13 protein-coding genes are annotated in these 16,141 nt (G+C 62.7%); 11 read left to right on the top strand and 2 right to left on the bottom strand.

Annotated elements, in window-relative coordinates; all coding sequences use genetic code 11:
* Positions 1–22: 22 nt before the first annotated feature.
* On the bottom strand, positions 23–532 hold the full coding sequence (locus ACKAMS_RS27055) for a MarR family winged helix-turn-helix transcriptional regulator (RefSeq protein WP_408989820.1): 510 nt from the start codon (positions 530–532) through the stop codon (positions 23–25).
* A 175-nt stretch (positions 533–707) separates the two neighbouring features.
* Here ACKAMS_RS27055 and ACKAMS_RS27050 point away from each other — a divergent pair, with 175 nt between their 5' ends.
* Complete coding sequence (locus ACKAMS_RS27050; protein ID WP_408989819.1) at positions 708–1,490, top strand: dioxygenase; 783 nt, start codon at positions 708–710, stop codon at positions 1,488–1,490.
* A gap of 39 nt (positions 1,491–1,529) precedes the next feature.
* Here the strand turns inward: ACKAMS_RS27050 and ACKAMS_RS27045 are convergent, their stop codons facing one another.
* Positions 1,530–1,988, bottom strand: a complete 459-nt coding sequence (locus ACKAMS_RS27045) for a peroxiredoxin (RefSeq protein ID WP_020907928.1) — start codon at positions 1,986–1,988, stop codon at positions 1,530–1,532.
* A 57-nt stretch (positions 1,989–2,045) separates the two neighbouring features.
* Here ACKAMS_RS27045 and ACKAMS_RS27040 point away from each other — a divergent pair, with 57 nt between their 5' ends.
* The 10 genes from ACKAMS_RS27040 (at position 2,046) to ACKAMS_RS26995 (ending at position 16,099) form a co-directional block, all read left to right on the top strand.
* On the top strand, positions 2,046–3,632 hold the full coding sequence (locus ACKAMS_RS27040; RefSeq protein ID WP_019748660.1) for an anthranilate synthase component I: 1,587 nt from the start codon (positions 2,046–2,048) through the stop codon (positions 3,630–3,632).
* Positions 3,629–4,336, top strand: a complete 708-nt coding sequence (locus tag ACKAMS_RS27035; protein WP_019748659.1) for a TIGR02234 family membrane protein — start codon at positions 3,629–3,631, stop codon at positions 4,334–4,336. The genes ACKAMS_RS27040 and ACKAMS_RS27035 overlap by 4 nt, the downstream gene beginning before the upstream one ends.
* A gap of 125 nt (positions 4,337–4,461) precedes the next feature.
* Positions 4,462–5,271 carry an indole-3-glycerol phosphate synthase TrpC gene (trpC, locus tag ACKAMS_RS27030; RefSeq protein ID WP_003944016.1) on the top strand — a complete coding sequence of 270 codons (810 nt, stop codon included), beginning with the start codon at positions 4,462–4,464 and terminating at the stop codon, positions 5,269–5,271.
* Positions 5,272–5,345: 74 nt separating this feature from the next.
* Positions 5,346–6,695: a tryptophan synthase subunit beta gene (gene trpB, locus ACKAMS_RS27025; protein WP_019748657.1), complete on the top strand. Its 1,350-nt coding sequence runs from the start codon at positions 5,346–5,348 to the stop codon at positions 6,693–6,695.
* The gene (gene trpA, locus ACKAMS_RS27020; protein ID WP_003944010.1) at positions 6,692–7,495 is read left to right on the top strand and encodes a tryptophan synthase subunit alpha; all 804 of its coding nucleotides are present in this window, start codon (positions 6,692–6,694) and stop codon (positions 7,493–7,495) included. The genes trpB and trpA overlap by 4 nt, the downstream gene beginning before the upstream one ends.
* Entirely contained in the window at positions 7,492–8,565 is a 1,074-nt protein-coding gene (lgt, locus tag ACKAMS_RS27015) for a prolipoprotein diacylglyceryl transferase (RefSeq protein WP_408989818.1), read from the top strand. The genes trpA and lgt overlap by 4 nt, the downstream gene beginning before the upstream one ends.
* The gene (locus ACKAMS_RS27010) at positions 8,562–8,987 is read left to right on the top strand and encodes a TM2 domain-containing protein (RefSeq protein WP_408989817.1); all 426 of its coding nucleotides are present in this window, start codon (positions 8,562–8,564) and stop codon (positions 8,985–8,987) included. Before lgt ends, ACKAMS_RS27010 begins: the two co-directional genes overlap by 4 nt.
* A gap of 127 nt (positions 8,988–9,114) precedes the next feature.
* A complete protein-coding gene (locus ACKAMS_RS27005) occupies positions 9,115–9,993 on the top strand; it encodes an NINE protein (protein ID WP_408989832.1) in 879 nt (292 codons plus the stop codon).
* 132 nt (positions 9,994–10,125) lie between these two features.
* A complete protein-coding gene (gene gltB, locus ACKAMS_RS27000) occupies positions 10,126–14,604 on the top strand; it encodes a glutamate synthase large subunit (protein ID WP_408989816.1) in 4,479 nt (1,492 codons plus the stop codon).
* Positions 14,597–16,099 (top strand): glutamate synthase subunit beta, encoded by a 1,503-nt coding sequence (locus ACKAMS_RS26995; protein WP_408989815.1) that lies wholly within the window; start codon positions 14,597–14,599, stop codon positions 16,097–16,099. The genes gltB and ACKAMS_RS26995 overlap by 8 nt, the downstream gene beginning before the upstream one ends.
* The last annotated feature ends 42 nt before the right edge of the window (positions 16,100–16,141 follow it).

Genomic DNA, 16,141 nt, shown 5'->3' with positions numbered 1-16,141 from the left:
GCCGCTCGTGTCGGGAAAGGGGTCAGGCCTTGCCGAGTCCGGCGGCGATTCCCTTGTCCAGTTGGCTGAGCATTGCAGTCCCCAAGGACGAAAGCTGGGCGACCTGGCGATCATCGAGGCCCTCGAAGAGGAGACCTTGAACCGAGGCGACGTGTGGCGGCGCGGCCGCGACGACCTTTGTCATTCCTTTGTCGGTGAGTACTGCGTTGGAGCCGCGGCTGCCGCGAATGACTTCCCGTTTCACCCAGCCGGCTTTCTCCATCTTCGTGACGACGTGCGAGAGGCGGGACAGGGAAGCGTTCGCGCGCTGGGCCAGTACCGACAACTGGAGCTTGTGGTCGGGGGCGTCCGAGAGTGCGGCGAGCACGAAGTATTCGAAGTGGGTGAGTGCCGAATCGCGTTGCAGTTGAGTGTCGAGTGCGGCAGGCAACCGTGTCACGAGAGCGATCAGTGTCAGCCAGGCTTCCTGCTGCTCGGCTGTGAGCCACTTCGTCTGAGACTGCGCGTCGGGCTGCGCGGTCGGTTCACTCATCGGTGACTTCTCCTTCGGGTCGAGCATTCTTCGTGCACGGAGCGTGCTGGTGTACAGCGTCTCAGACGCATGTCCAGAAGAATATTGCGGGGAATAGTTGCGGGACGCAAGTGTTGAGTCCTATATTAGGTTGAACCTTCAACTTAACGACGAATGTCTATCCCGAGGAGCCCATATGTCCACCACAACCATGCCTGCGCTGTATCTCAGCCACGGTGCTCCGCCGCTGGTGGACAGCGCGTTGTGGGTCGACCAATTGGGGGCGTGGGCCGGCGATCTTCCGCGGCCGACGGCAATCCTCGTCGTCTCGGCGCACTGGGAATCAGCACCGCTGACGATCGGTTCGACGACCACGGGCACCCCGCTCATCTACGACTTCGGTGGTTTTCCCGAGAGGTTCTACCGCGCGAAGTACAACTCTCCCGGCGCTCCGGAACTCGCAGCTCAGGTCGCCGCGTTGATGCCGGACAACGAACGAGTGGTTCAGCAGCCGAATCGAGGACTGGATCACGGTGCCTACGTGCCGCTCACGGTGATGTACCCGGACGCAGACATCCCGGTACTGCAAATTTCGCTGCCAACCCTCGATCCCGAGCGTTTGCTCCATCTCGGAGAACGCCTACGGTCACTCCGTGAGCAAGGTGTGCTGATCGTGGGATCCGGATTCACCACGCACGGGCTGCCGTTCCTGCGCGATCCGTCACCGGAGGCGCAGGCCCCGGGATGGTCGGCGGAATTCGACGCGTGGGCAGGGGAGAGGTTCGCTGCCGGAGACGTCGATTCGTTGATCGACTTCCGCGCCCAAGCTCCCGGGATGCCGTACGCGCATCCGACCATCGAGCACTTCGCCCCGTTGTTCGTCACGCTCGGTGCGTCGTCCGATCCGGAGCAGGTGCCCACCCAGGTGATCGACGGATTCTGGATGGGACTTGCGAAGCGCTCGATTCAGGTCGCCTAGAGAATCAGGTTGCTCAGAGAATCATTTCGCCCAGGTGAGTCAGCTTCGATTGCGAAGGAACTCGAGTGCCTGGTCGCCGTGCGTGTTGGCGCGAAGTTCACTCGAGATGACTTTGAGAACGGTGCGGTCGGTGTCGATCACGAAGGTCGAGCGTTTGACCGGAGCCAGCTTGCCCAGGAGTCCGCGCTTGACGCCGAACTGTTCGGCTACCTTGCCGTCGGTGTCGGCGAGCAGGGGGTAGTCGAAGGATTGTGCGGTGGCAAAGGTGGACTGAGCTTCGACCGTATCGGTGCTGATACCTGCCCGCGAAGCGCCCACCGCGGCGAATTCGCTGCCCAGGTCACGGAAGTGGCACGCCTCGGCGGTGCACACCGGCGTCGAGGCTGCCGGGTAGAAGAAGAGGACCAAGGGGCCGTTCGCGAGCAGGCTCGTCAGCGAGCGCGGAGTTCCGTCCTGGTCGGGCAGCGAGAAATCGGGGGCGAGTTGGCCTGGTTTCATTCGGCCGAGGTTACCCGCGCACGACGACCGTGTGGGGGAGCCTGGGATGATGGAGGCATGCACGGCGAGCCCACCTCCATGTCCGCACGGTCGTCCGACACCGCGATCGTCGGTGACGCGTCCGATTCCACCACCACTCGGGAGCAGTTCCGTGCCCTCGCAGCTGAGCACCGGGTCGTTCCGGTCACTCGGAAAGTGTTGGCGGACTCCGAAACTCCGCTCTCGGCGTACGAGAAGTTGGCCGGCAATCGTCCAGGCACCTTCTTGCTCGAGTCGGCCGAGAACGGTCGTTCGTGGTCGCGGTGGTCGTTCATCGGCGTCGGGAGTCCGGCTGCACTGACCGTCGTGGACGGAGAGGCGGCTTGGTACGGCAATGTTCCGGCCGGTGCTCCGGCCGGCGGTGACCCGATCGATGCACTCGGTGCCACCCTCGAACTACTTCGTTCGGAGCGACTTCCCGACCTACCCCCGCTGACCGGCGGAATGGTCGGGTTCCTCGGTTACGACGCGGTGCGGCGCCTCGAGAGATTGGGTGACTCCGCGGTCGACGACCTGCAGATACCCGAGATGGTCATGCTGCTTGCTGCCGACATCGCCGCTGTCGATCACCACGAAGGGGCGATCACCCTCATCGCCAATGCGGTCAACTGGGACGGCACCGACGAGCGTGTCGACACGGCGTACGACGACGCGGTCGCCAGGTTGGACGCGATGACTCGCGCTCTCGCGGCGCCGGCGAAATCGACGGTGTCGACATTCTCGAAAGCGACTCCGAACTACCGTCGTCAACGCACCACCGAGAGCTTCGGTGTCGACGTCAAAAAGTTGATCGGCGACATCGAAGCGGGCGAGGCATTCCAGGTAGTTCTCTCGCAGCGATTCGAGATCGATTGCACTGCAGCACCGATCGACGTGTACCGGATGCTGCGCGCGTCGAACCCCAGCCCGTACATGTATCTGCTCAACGTGCCGAACGGTGACGGAGAGACGGCGTTTTCGATCGTCGGTTCGAGCCCTGAAGCACTGGTCACCGTCGCCGAGGGCGTCGCGACGACACACCCGATCGCTGGAACCAGATGGCGCGGTGCCACAGAGGAGGACGACATCCTGCTCGAGAAGGACCTCCTCGCCGACGAGAAGGAAAACTCCGAGCACCTCATGCTCGTCGATCTGGGGCGAAACGATCTGGGTCGTGTCTGTCGCCCGGGCACGGTGAAGGTGCACGACTACCGGCACATCGAGCGGTACAGCCACGTGATGCATCTCGTATCGACCGTCACCGGTCATCTGGCCGAGGGAAAGCACGCTCTCGACGCGGTCACCGCATGCTTCCCCGCTGGAACCCTGTCAGGGGCACCCAAGGTGCGTGCGATGCAGCTGATCGAAGAACTCGAGCCCACCAGGCGGGGTATCTACGGCGGCATCGTCGGCTACCTCGACTTCGCCGGCGACGCCGACACCGCGATCGCGATCCGAACGGCATTGATCAAGGACGGGATCGGATATGTCCAGGCGGGCGCCGGCGTCGTCGCCGACTCCGATCCGGTCTACGAGGACACCGAGGCCCGCAACAAGGCGATGGCAGTGCTGAGCGCCATCGCGTCGGCGCACACCCTGCGCACCATCGGAGGTGACGATCAGTGAGTGAGAACGAGTCGATTGCAGCGGAGCAGCCTACAAGGGCTTCTCGTGGCACCGCTGTGCCGAGGACGCTTTTGCTTGCACTGTCGGCAGCAGCTCTGTGGGGCAGCTCACGAATGACGTGGGTTCATCTGACCTCGAGCGACGGCAAGACGCTGGAGCGGACGACGGACCTCGACGGCAGCACCTGGGCGGCGGCGATGACTCCGCTCGCGCTCGCGCTTCTGGCGGCGATCGCGGCGTCGTTCGCGGTGCGAGGTTGGGCGCTTCGTGTGGTCGGACTGTTGGTGGCACTCGTCGCCGTCGCGGTAGCGGTTCCGGCGGTGCAGTTGTTGGTGTCCGGAGCCTCTGCGGACCGAGCGGTGGAGTTGGCCGAGTTGTCCGGTCACCCGGAAGATCTCTCGACGACTGTTTCGGTACTGCCTGCCTTGCTTGCGTTGCTCGGAGCGGTGGCGGCGCTCGGCGCAGCAGTACTTCTGATGCGCAAACCTCCAGTGCGAGGCGGGTTGTCGTCGAAGTACGACAACCCGGCCGCGCGCCGCGAAGCTGCAGCCAAGCTCGGTCAGGGAGACACGCCCGCGTCGGACGAGCCTGTGACACAACGGATGTTGTGGGACGCGCTCGATGCCGGAGAGGACCCGACAGTGGCTGACGGGGACGACGGAGCTGGGGGAGGCAACGGTGCGAAACCGGGGTCGTCGCACTGAGTAAGACTGAACCCTCACCTGCGTGGGTACCCCGGCGGAGTAGCAAAATTTCGTCCCACTAGGCTGAGACCACCCTGATGACGTATCTCACATCGGGCTCTTGCCCAGAAAGGATTCGGGCCACGATGACCGTACTCGACTCGATTCTCGACGGGGTGCGCGCTGATGTCGCCGCCCGCGAAGCCGTACTCGACTTCGCTGCAGTCAAGGCTGCTGCGGCCGCTGCACCGCCTGCACTCGATGCTGCAGCAGCACTTCTGGAATCGAGCATCGGCGTCATCGCCGAGGTCAAGCGAGCGAGCCCCTCAAAGGGTGCGCTGGCCGACATTGCCGATCCCGCAGAGCTTGCCGCGGCTTACCAAGCCGGTGGCGCACGCATCATCAGTGTTCTCACCGAAGAGCGCCGTTTTCACGGCTCGTTGGCCGACCTCGACGCAGTCCGTAAAGCGGTCACCATTCCGGTGCTGCGCAAGGACTTCATCGTGGGGCCGTACCAGATTCACGAAGCTCGCGCTCACGGCGCCGACGTCATCTTGCTGATCGTCGCGGCACTCGAACAGCAGGCGCTCGCCTCGCTGATCGATCGCACCGAATCTCTGGGAATGACTGCCCTCGTCGAGGTGCACACCGAGGAAGAAGCCAACCGCGCGCTCGAAGCCGGCGCCAAGGTGATCGGTGTCAACGCGCGCAATCTCAAAACCCTCGAGGTGGACAAGAACACCTTCGGTCGCATTGCTCCCGGTCTGCCGACCGAGACGATCAAGATCGCCGAATCGGGTGTTCGCGGAACTGCCGATCTGTTGGCGTACGCCGGTGCGGGCGCCGACGCAGTGCTCGTCGGTGAAGGCCTCGTGACCAGCGGCGACCCTCGCAAGGCCGTCGCAGATCTGGTCAATGCCGGTGCACACCCGTCCTGCCCCAAACCGTCTCGATAAAGCGCTTCACCCGCCCGGCGTGCTTTGATGCACCCGGGCGGTGACCAGCGACACCGTTGGGGCAGACTGGTGGGGTGACTTCACGTACTCAGGAACCAGGCTCCGGTGCAGTATTCAAGGGCGGCAATCTGCCGCCGGCCAGCGCGGGACTCACCGAGCGCTCTCACGACCCGGATGCCGGAGGGCATTTCGGCGTCTATGGCGGACGGCATGTGCCGGAAGCCCTCATGGCGGTTATCGAGGAAGTCACTGCGGAGTACGAAAAGGCTCGCGCGGACGACACGTTCTTGAACGAACTCGATCGCTTGCAGCGCGATTACACCGGGCGTCCGTCGCCGATTTTCGAGGCAACACGAATGAGCGAGTTCGCCGGTGGTGCGCGCATCATTCTCAAGCGTGAAGATCTGAACCACACCGGTTCTCACAAGATCAACAATGTTCTCGGTCAGGTTCTGCTGGCGAAGCGTATGGGCAAGACCCGCATCATCGCCGAGACCGGAGCGGGCCAGCACGGTGTGGCATCGGCCACCGCCTGTGCACTGCTCGGTCTCGAGTGCGTCATCTACATGGGTGCTGTCGACACCGAACGTCAAGCACTGAACGTCGCACGCATGCGCCTGCTCGGCGCGGAGGTCGTCTCGGTCGAGACCGGTTCGCGCACGCTCAAGGACGCGATCAACGAAGCCTTGCGCGACTGGGTTTCCCACGCGGACAACACCTATTACTGCTTCGGTACCGCGGCAGGCCCGCACCCGTTCCCCACCATCGTTCGCGACTTCCAGCGAGTGGTCGGCCTCGAAACACGCGTCCAGGTTCAGGCACTGACCGGCCGCCTGCCCGATGCAGTCACAGCCTGCGTCGGAGGCGGCTCCAACGCAATCGGAATCTTCCATCCGTTCATCGACGATCTGTCGGTACGTCTGGTTGGCTACGAAGCAGCCGGCGACGGTGTCGAAACCGGAAGGCATGCAGCAACGTTCGCCGGCGGTACCCCTGGCGCATTCCAGGGTGCCTACTCCTACCTGCTCCAGGACGAAGACGGTCAGACCATCGAATCGCACTCGATCTCTGCTGGTCTGGACTACCCGGGCGTCGGACCCGAGCACGCTTACCTGAGCGATATCGGGCGTGCCACCTACGAACCCGTCACCGACAGCGAAGCGATGGATGCTCTACTGCTGCTCTCGCGCCGCGAAGGCATCATCCCGGCCATCGAATCCGCCCACGCCGTTGCCGGCGCGCTCCGACTGGGCAAGGAACTCGGCGAGGGCGCGATCATCGTCGTCAATCTCTCCGGTCGCGGTGACAAGGACATGGACACCGCCGCAAGCTGGTTCGGTCTCTTCGACGGCGCCTCGAGTCAGGCAACCGCTCCGGCTGATGCAGCAGACCAGAACGACAACACGGAAGGCTCGGACAAGTGAGCGAACGACCATCACGCCTCGCACCCACCTTTGCAGCGTGCAAGGCTGACAAGCGTGCCGCCCTCGTCGGTTACCTGCCTGCCGGTTATCCGACCGTTCCCGAATCGATCGACGTGTTCAAGGCGATGGTCGACGGTGGCTGCGACATCATCGAAGTCGGTGTCGCGTATTCCGATCCGGTCATGGACGGTCCGACCATCCAGCGTGCAGCCGAAACCGCACTCACCAACGGCGTTCGCCTTCGCGACATCTTCACCGTGATCGAGCAGATCAGTTCGGTCGGCGGCAAGGCCGTCGTGATGACCTACTGGAACCCGGTACTGCAGTACGGCGTCGACAAGTTCGCACGAGACCTCGCTTCCGCCGGCGGGCTCGGACTCATCACCCCCAACCTCATTCCGGAAGAAGCAGGCGCCTGGATGGAAGCATCCGAGGAGCACCACCTCGACCGGATCTTCCTTGTCGCCCCGTCCTCGACGGAAGAACGGCTCGCGATGACACTCGACGCGAGTAGTGGATTCATCTACGCGGCCTCGACAATGGGTGTCACCGGCGCTCGAGACGCCGTGTCTTCGATGGCTCCGGAACTGACCGCACGAATCCGCGCGCATTCCGACATTCCCGTCGGCGTCGGATTGGGTGTTCGGTCCGGCGCACAAGCTGCCGAAATCGCGGCGTACGCCGATGCCGTCATCGTCGGCTCGGCTCTGGTCTCCGCGGTCGAGAACGGCTTGGGAGCGGTTCGCTCGCTCACCGAAGAACTCGCCGAGGGCGTCCGCTCGGCTACCGTGGCGTCGTGACCTCAACTGTGGACCTACTGGCCTATATCCCCAGCCCGCCCCAAGGCGTCTGGTACGTCGGACCGGTAGCGCTGCGCGCCTACGCGCTCTTCATCATCCTCGGCATCATCGTCGCGATCGTGTGGGGAGATCGTCGTTGGGTCGCCCGCGGCGGCGAGAAGGGGACCGTTCTCGACATCGCGATCTGGGCTGTTCCGTTCGGTCTGATCGGTGGCAGGCTCTATCACGTATTGACCGACTGGCCCGTCTATTTCGGCGAGAACGGTCAGCCTCTCGATGCACTCAAGGTGTGGCAGGGAGGCCTCGGAATCTGGGGAGCTGTGTTCCTCGGCGGCATCGGTGCGTGGATCGGCTGCCGTCGACGCGGCATTCCGGTTTCCGCGCTCGGTGATGCGATTGCGCCCGGAATCCTGCTCGCGCAGGCCATCGGTCGTATCGGCAACTACTTCAACCAGGAGTTGTACGGTCGCGAGACCACCGTCCCATGGGGCCTCGAGATCTTCGAGCGTGTGAACTCCTCCGGCCAGCTCGATCAACTGGCAGGTGTCTCCAACGGAGAAGTCATTCGGGTCGTTCACCCGACGTTCCTCTACGAAGCTGTGTGGAACGTCCTGATCGTGATCCTGCTGGTCCTCGTCGACCGCCGATTCAAGATCGGTCACGGACGCCTGTTTGCTCTGTACGTCGCGGGTTATTGCCTGGGCCGGTTTGTCGTCGAACTGATGCGCGACGATTTCGCATACGAGATCGCCGGCATTCGAGTCAACACATTCACTTCGGGGATCGTGTTCTTCGCCGCACTGGCCTACTTCTTCCTGGCGAAGAAGGGTCGTGAGGATCCGGCTGATTTGAAGTCGAAGGACTACGTCGCTGCGGTAGCTGCCGGCGAAGCAGGAGTCGCGGCGCCAGTTACCGAAACTGATTCGGCGAAGGCCGACGCGAAAGGCACCGACGCTGAAGATTCTGAATCCGATGCTGCTGAATCCGCTTCCAGTGAGGCAAGCGCCTCCACGGCAGCGTCGGATGAGTCGTCGGACGCGGTGAAGCTGTCGAAGAAAGACAAGCCGTGACAGGTCCCTATTCGCAAGGGGGATTCCCCGAGGATCAGGGACCGGTCTACGGCGCGCCCAATCCGTACGGATATCAGCAGCCACCGCCCGCTCAATCGATGTACGGGTTCGGAGATCCCTATGCGCCGTACGGTCGGCACCCGGTAACGGGGGAACCGTATTCCGACAAGTCGAAAGCTACAGCTGGACTGTTGCAGATCTTGCTGGGCTTCTTCGGAATCTGTGGAGTCGGTCGTCTTTACATCGGGAGCGTCGGCATTGGACTGTGCCAACTGCTCGGCATGTTCTTCGCGCTGTTCATGTCCGCGTTCCTCATCGGAATTCCATTTGCCATCGGAATTTGGATCTGGGCGTTCGTCGACGGCATCGTGATACTTTCGGGCAATGCGCGGGACGGTGTTCGCCGGCCGTTACGAGGATGATCCGGGAGCACGAACCGAGGAAAGATCTGTGGGGGACCGGCCACGCGAAGGCCGAACCCGTCTCGTGGCCCGATAACAAAAGCTATTACGTACCGTCGTCGAATCGAAGGAAAGTACGTTGCCTAACTTGAACAAGAATCCGGAACCGTCCGAGTCGGGGGACTCGTCAGGATCGCAGCCGCCGGTTCCACCCCAGTTCGGGTCGCCGTTCGACTACGACGCGACGGCGGATGCGTCGTTGACGGAAACCTCGGCGCCAACGGAAAAGACTCCGTCGACGGAGACCACCGGCACCGGTCCAGGCTGGGACACGTATTCGGGAGTCGGGAACGGCCCGGGCTGGGGAAACCACCCCATCTACCCGCCGCCGACCGGAACCGAATCGACTACAGCGTTTCCCACTGCCGATTCTGATTCCACCCCGAATCAGCCCACGGCGCCGTACACGTCGCAGGAAAGTTACGCCGCCCAGAACTATCCGGCGACCGACTATCCGGCGCCGGACTACTCGAGGTCGACCCAAACCCCGACGGACGGTCCCGTCTACGGTGCGCCGGCAGATCAGACTCCGAATCCCTACGCGGCTCCGCCGCAGGACTACCCCGCGGCTCCGCCGCAGGGAAGCCAGAATTACGGTCAGCAGCAGGGCTACCCCCAGCCTGGATATTCGCAGCCCGGTTACGGCCAGCCTCAGGGATACCCTCAAGCTCAGGGTTATCCTCAGCCTGGTTTCGGCCTTGTCGACCCGTCCGCACCCTACGGACGTGACCCGATGACCGGCGAACCGTATTCGGACAAGTCGAAGACGACCGCCGGATTGCTGGGCATTCTGCTCGGCGGTTTCGGAGCAGGACGTTTTTACCTCAACCAGCCCGGCATGGCTGTCGCACAGATCGCGGTCACTTGGTTGACGTGTGGAATCGGTGGCATCTGGCCGCTCATCGACGGAATCATGATGTTGACCGGCAGTGTGCGCGATCAGTACAACCGACCTTTGCGTAGCTGATCGAAAACGATGTTCGGAACTGTGGCCCCCTGACGCTCGTCGTCAGGGGGTCACAGTTTTACTCTCGCGACCTGCGGTTATGTGCTGATAAACTAGCGAACGTCGGCTGCATGACCGTGTGGAGGTCGCCGAGTGCCGTTTTCTCGAATACCTGATCCTCGAGGCCTGTACGACCCCGATCAGGAAACCGATTCATGTGGTGTAGCCGTGGTAGCAGACACCTCTGGACGTCACCTGCATTCCATTGTCGACGAGGCGCTCGCGGTCCTGACCAATCTCACCCACCGTGGCGCGGTCGGGCGCGAGTGCAACAGTGGTGACGGCGCGGGCATCCTTCTTCAGCTGCCGACGGAATTCTTCGACGCGGTGACCGCGTTCGAGCTTCCACCACCCAACGCGATGGGTGAGAACACCTACGCAGCCGGAAACTGCTTTCTCCCGGTGGATCAGGAAGCACGTCGGCGGGCGGTAGTTCGGATACACCGGTACGCAGCGGCAGAAGGACTGCGGATTATCGGGTGGCGGGAGGTCCCAGTCGACCGTGACTGCGTCGGAACCGTTGCCGCGCAGTGCGCTCCGTACATCAGTCAATGTTTTGTGACGTGCGCCGAGCCAAGAGATCGCAGTGTGGGCGGAATTGCCTTGGACCGACGAGTGTTCGCGCTCAGGAGACAAGTCGAGCGAATTCATTCGGCCGATGATGCAGTGTATTTCCCCTCGTTGTCCGCCCGAACCATCGTGTACAAGGGCATGCTCACGCCGACGCAGTTACCCGGTTACTTCACCGACCTATGCGACGCCCGAATGCGAACTGCCTTGGCAGTCGTGCACAGTCGGTACTCCACGAACACTTTTCCGTCGTGGTCACTTGCTCAGCCGTATCGCTGCATCGCTCACAACGGCGAGATCAATACGATTGTGGGAAACAGGAATTGGATGCGCGCTCGCGAGCCGATGTTGCGGAGCGCACTTTTGGGTGGGGACATCGATCGCATGTTTCCGATCTGTACCCCGGGTGGATCCGACTCTTCGTCGTTCGACGAAGTGCTCGAGTTTCTGACGCTCGGGGGCCGCACTATGCAGCACGCCATCGCGATGATGATTCCCGGTGCCTGGGAGAACGATTCTTCGATGCCAGACGAGATGAGGGCCTTCTACCAATTTCACGCTTGCCTGATGGAACCATGGGACGGTCCGGCGTCGGTGACGTTCAGCGACGGCACTGTTGTCGGGGCGGTGTTGGATCGCAACGGTCTTCGCCCAGGGCGATGGTGGCGGATGAGGAACGGCCGTATCGTGTTGGCGAGTGAGAGCGGTGTGTTCGACGCTCCGACGTCCGAGGTGATGGAGAAGGGGCGCCTCGAACCGGGTCGAATGTTCCTCGTCGACACCGCTCGCCGTGGCATCGTTTCCGATGCGGAGATCAAATCCGAACTCGCGAGCACAGCCCCCTACCGGGAATGGGTCGACGGGGGATTGGTCGATCTCGAGGAAATCCCGGAGTCGGCGCCTGCCCGAGGCGATCCGGCTCCGCTGTTGCAAAGGCAGCTGCTCTTCGGATACCAGGCAGAGGACTTGCAGGAAGTTCTCCTTCCAATGGCTCGCTCAGGTTCGGAGCCGTTGGGATCGATGGGAGTCGACACACCTCTCGCCGTTCTCTCGGATCGGCCGAAGCTGTTGTACGACTACTTCGTCCAGCTCTTTGCTCAGGTGACGAACCCGCCTTTGGACGCGATTCGCGAGGAAGTCGTCACTACGCTTGGTGTCACCCTCGGCGCTGAGCAGAACTTGTTCGAAGCGTCGGCGCTGTCGTGCCGAAGGATTGTTCTCGATAAACCGGTGATCGGACCGGGGAAGATGGCGAAGGTCGCCGAACTATGCGGCGCAAGAACTCCGAGAAGCGCTGTCCTACGGGGAGGTTTCGATCCGAGGGGCAGTCTCGGCGAAGGCGTCGAGAGGCTTCGTGAGTCCGCCCGAACGGCCGCCGCAGCCGGAATCGAGATTCTGGTGATCTCCGACCGTGGATCGGGCCCTGAGCAGGCTCCCATTCCGTCATTGCTCGCAGTATCTGCCGTGCACCACGATCTGGTTCGGCATGGCCTGCGAACCAAGGTTTCCCTCGTCGTCGAGTCGGGTGACGCGCGCGAAGTTCATCACATCGCGCTGCTGATCGGCTACGGTGCGGCGGCTGTCCACCCCTATCTTGCTCTCGAATCGGTAGAAGCACTCAGCGAGCAAGACGAGCTTCCCGGGATAGATTCGAAAATGGCATCGGACAACTATCTGAGAGCGGCAAATTCCGGTGTGCTCAAAGTGATGTCGAAGATGGGAATCGCTACGGTTCACTCCTACACGGGCGCACAGGTATTCGAGGCAGTGGGCTTGGGCCGAGAATTGGTCGACGAATACTTCTGCAACACACGGAGCCGGATCGGCGGGATCGGTATCACCGAAGTCGCGCGAGAAGTTCTGATGCGTCACGCGGCCACGTATCGTACGGTGCAGCATCGTCAGTTGAGCAGCAGTGGAGAGTTCCGGTATCGCCGCGGTGGTGAATTGCATGTGTTCACACCCGAGTCCGTGTTCTTCCTTCAGCATGCGACCCGGACGGGGCGAACTGAGATGTTTCGTCGCTACAGCGATGAAGTCGATCGACTGAGCGCGCAGGGCGGAACACTTCGGGGATTGTTTCGATTTCGGCGTGAGATTCGTCAGCTGATTCCCCTCGATCAGGTCGAACCCGTCGAGTTGATTCTCGCTCGATTCAACACCGGTGCGATGAGCTACGGTTCCCTCTCTGCCGAGGCGCACGAGACGATGGCGGTTGCGATGAATGCTCTCGGCGGACGTTCGAACACCGGTGAGGGCGGAGAGTCACCGGAGCGGTTGCGTGACAACAAGCGTCGAAGCGCAGTCAAGCAGGTCGCGAGTGGTCGCTTCGGGGTGACCAGCGATTACCTGGTCAATGCCACTGACATTCAGATCAAGATGGCCCAGGGCGCCAAGCCCGGTGAAGGAGGGCAGCTTCCGGGGTCCAAGGTGTACCCGTGGATCGCGGAAACCCGGTACTCGACACCTGGAGTCGGCCTCATCTCTCCGCCCCCGCACCACGACATCTATTCGATCGAGGATCTCGCCCAATTGATCTACGACCTCGCATGCGCAAACGATCGTGCGCGGATACACGTGAAGTTGGTCAGCGCAGTCGGAGTCGGGACAGTTGCGGCAGGTGTGGCCAAAGCGCACGCCGACGTGGTGCTGATCTCCGGTCACGACGGCGGGACGGGCGCGGCGGCACTCTCGTCCATCCACCACGCTGGTACGCCCTGGGAGATCGGGCTGGCCGAAACTCAGCAGACCTTGGTGCTCAACGGGTTGCGCGATCGGATCGTCGTCCAGTGTGATGGGGGTCTGCGCACGGCGCGGGACGTCGTCGTCGCCGCGTTGCTGGGGGCGCAGGAGTACGGGTTTTCCACGGCGCCACTGATCGCGGCCGGCTGCGTCATGATGCGGGTATGTCACCTCGACACCTGCCCCGTCGGAGTAGCGACGCAGAATCCCGAACTGCGAGAGCGATTCACCGGCCGGCCGGAGTACGTCGAGAACTTCTTTCGCTTCATCGCCGACGACGTACGACGTTTGTTGGCAGAACTGGGGTTTCGAAGTATCGACGACGCTCTGGGCCACGCAGACGTATTGGAAATGTCTCCGGCGGTGGCGCATTGGAAGAGTCGCACGTTGGACCTCTCACCACTCTTCGACGTTCCGGCCGCGCCGACCGGCGCGGCCTACCCGCCGTGTGTCCCTGTTTCGAGCGAACTCGAACGCACCCTGATCGAGTGCGCCGCGAACTCACTCGAGGACGCTCGACCCGTGCATATCGAACTGCCAGTACACAATACGGATCGGGCGGTGGGGACGAGGCTGGGCGCAGAGGTGACCAGACGCTACGGCGCCGTCGGGCTACCTCAAGGCACCATCGACGTCGTGCTCAGTGGAACGGCAGGCCAGTCACTCGGTGCGTTCCTGCCGCCCGGCATCTCGCTGGTCGTCGTCGGCGATGCAAACGATTACGTGGGGAAGGGGCTCTCCGGTGGACGAATCGCGCTTCGGCCGAGTGAGGACGCGCCCTTCGTGGCGGAGGATCAGGTGATTGCCGGCAATACGCTGCTGTACGGCGCTACGAGCGGTGCGCTGTATGCCAGGGGGCGTGTCGGGGAACGATTCGCAGTGCGCAACTCGGGCGCGGTCGCTGTGGTGGAAGGCGTCGGAGACCATGCGTGCGAGTACATGACCGGGGGTCGCGTCGTCATCATCGGTCCAACTGGTAGGAACCTTGCTGCGGGAATGTCGGGCGGAATTGCCTTCGTACTCGACGTGAAGGCAGAGAAGGTCAACGGCGACATGGTCGTTCTGGAGCGGCCTTCGGCGGAAGACTGCAGTCAGCTGGTCGAAATTCTCGGCGAGCATTTGGCTGCGACCGGCTCGCCCGTGGCGGCAAAACTTCTCGACGACTGGGTTGGCCAGAGTCCGAGATTCACCAAAGTTTTGCCTGTCGACTACCGGAAGGTCGTGGAAGAGAACGAACTGGTGGAACCGGCTCATGCCTGACGCACGCGGGTTCCTCAACGTGAAACGATCCGGCTCACCGACCAGATCGACCGATGTGCGTGTCGGCGACTGGGCGTCGGTATACGAGTCGCTGGATCCCGTCGTGCGAAATCGAGACGTATCTGCACAGGCCTCGCGTTGCATGGACTGCGCTGTGCCGTACTGCCATTCGGCCGACGTGGGGTGTCCGCTCGGCAATCTCATTCCGGAATGGAACGACCTGGTTCGGCGTGGACGGTGGTCCGAAGCCTCGGAGAATCTGCATTCCACCAACAATTTCCCCGAGTTCACCGGACATCTGTGCCCCGCACCGTGCGAAACGGCGTGCGTTCTCGCACTCGACGGCGAGCACACGTCGGGGGGTGTCACCATCAAGCGCATCGAACAGGCAATCGTCGACAACGCCTGGGAGTCGGGTTGGTTGGGGCCGCAGGCACCGGTAGTTCACAGCGGAAACCGTGTTGCGGTTGTCGGTTCGGGACCGGCGGGACTGGCCGCGGCTCAACAACTGACACGAGCCGGACACAGTGTCACGGTGTTCGAGCGGAGCGATCGGATCGGGGGACTGCTTCGCTACGGAATTCCGGAATTCAAGTTGCCCAAGGCCCTCATCAACCGGCGGCTGGAACAACTGACCGCCGAGGGGACCAGATTCGTCACCGACTGCGCCGTCGGAGTGAACGTGAGCGCGCACGACCTCTCGACGGAATTCGAGGCGGTAGTCCTGGCGGTCGGGGCTGACCGTGCCAGAGACACAGACGTACCGGGTCGTAGTCTTCGCGGAATCCATCGTGCGATGACGTACCTGCGTGCGGCCAACCGCAAATGCGAGGGTGACGGAGCCTCGAGCATCTCGGCGCGAGGTAAGAACGTCGTGATCATCGGTGGCGGCGACACGGCCGCCGACTGCCTCGGCACGGTGCATCGCCAAGGCGCCCTCTCGGTGACGGAATTGGATTACCACGTCCCACCTCCGGCACGCCGCGATCGAGATCGCGACCCATGGCCGTTGTGGCCGCGGGTCCTACGCAGCTCGCCGGCAGACGAGGAGGGCAGTGACAAACGATTCCGATGGGCGGCGCAGGAATTTCTCGACGACGGTGGGGGTGCGGTCCGCGCAATCCGGATGGTTCCGGTAGCCGTGTCACGAGCGAAGGACGGACAACGGACCCTGGTGGAGACCGGCGACGCGACGGATCTGGTGTGCGAGATGGTCCTGCTCGCTCTGGGTTTCGACGGCGTCGAAACCGCCCCACTGCTCACCGACCTTGATGTCGGCACCGATCCACTCGGCAGAATCGAGTGTGATGTCGGGTGGCAGACCCGGACACCCGGCGTATTCGTCTGCGGCGACGCGCATCGCGGGGCGTCGCTGGTCGTTTGGGCGATTGCCGAGGGACGGTCGGCCGCACGTGCCGTCGACGTGTTTCTCACAGGCGAGTCGGCGCTTCCGGCTCCGGTTCATCCAAAGGCATTTCCGCTGTTCGTGAGCTGACCAACTGAATCGAGTAAGTACAGAAAGTGCAGGTCGCAAATG

This window comes from Rhodococcus sp. 5A-K4, assembly GCF_046097995.1.
GTDB classification, from domain to species: domain Bacteria; phylum Actinomycetota; class Actinomycetes; order Mycobacteriales; family Mycobacteriaceae; genus Rhodococcus_F; species Rhodococcus_F erythropolis.
The sequence above is the reverse complement of the archived record's forward strand: the minus strand, read 5'-3'. Positions and strand labels throughout refer to the sequence as shown.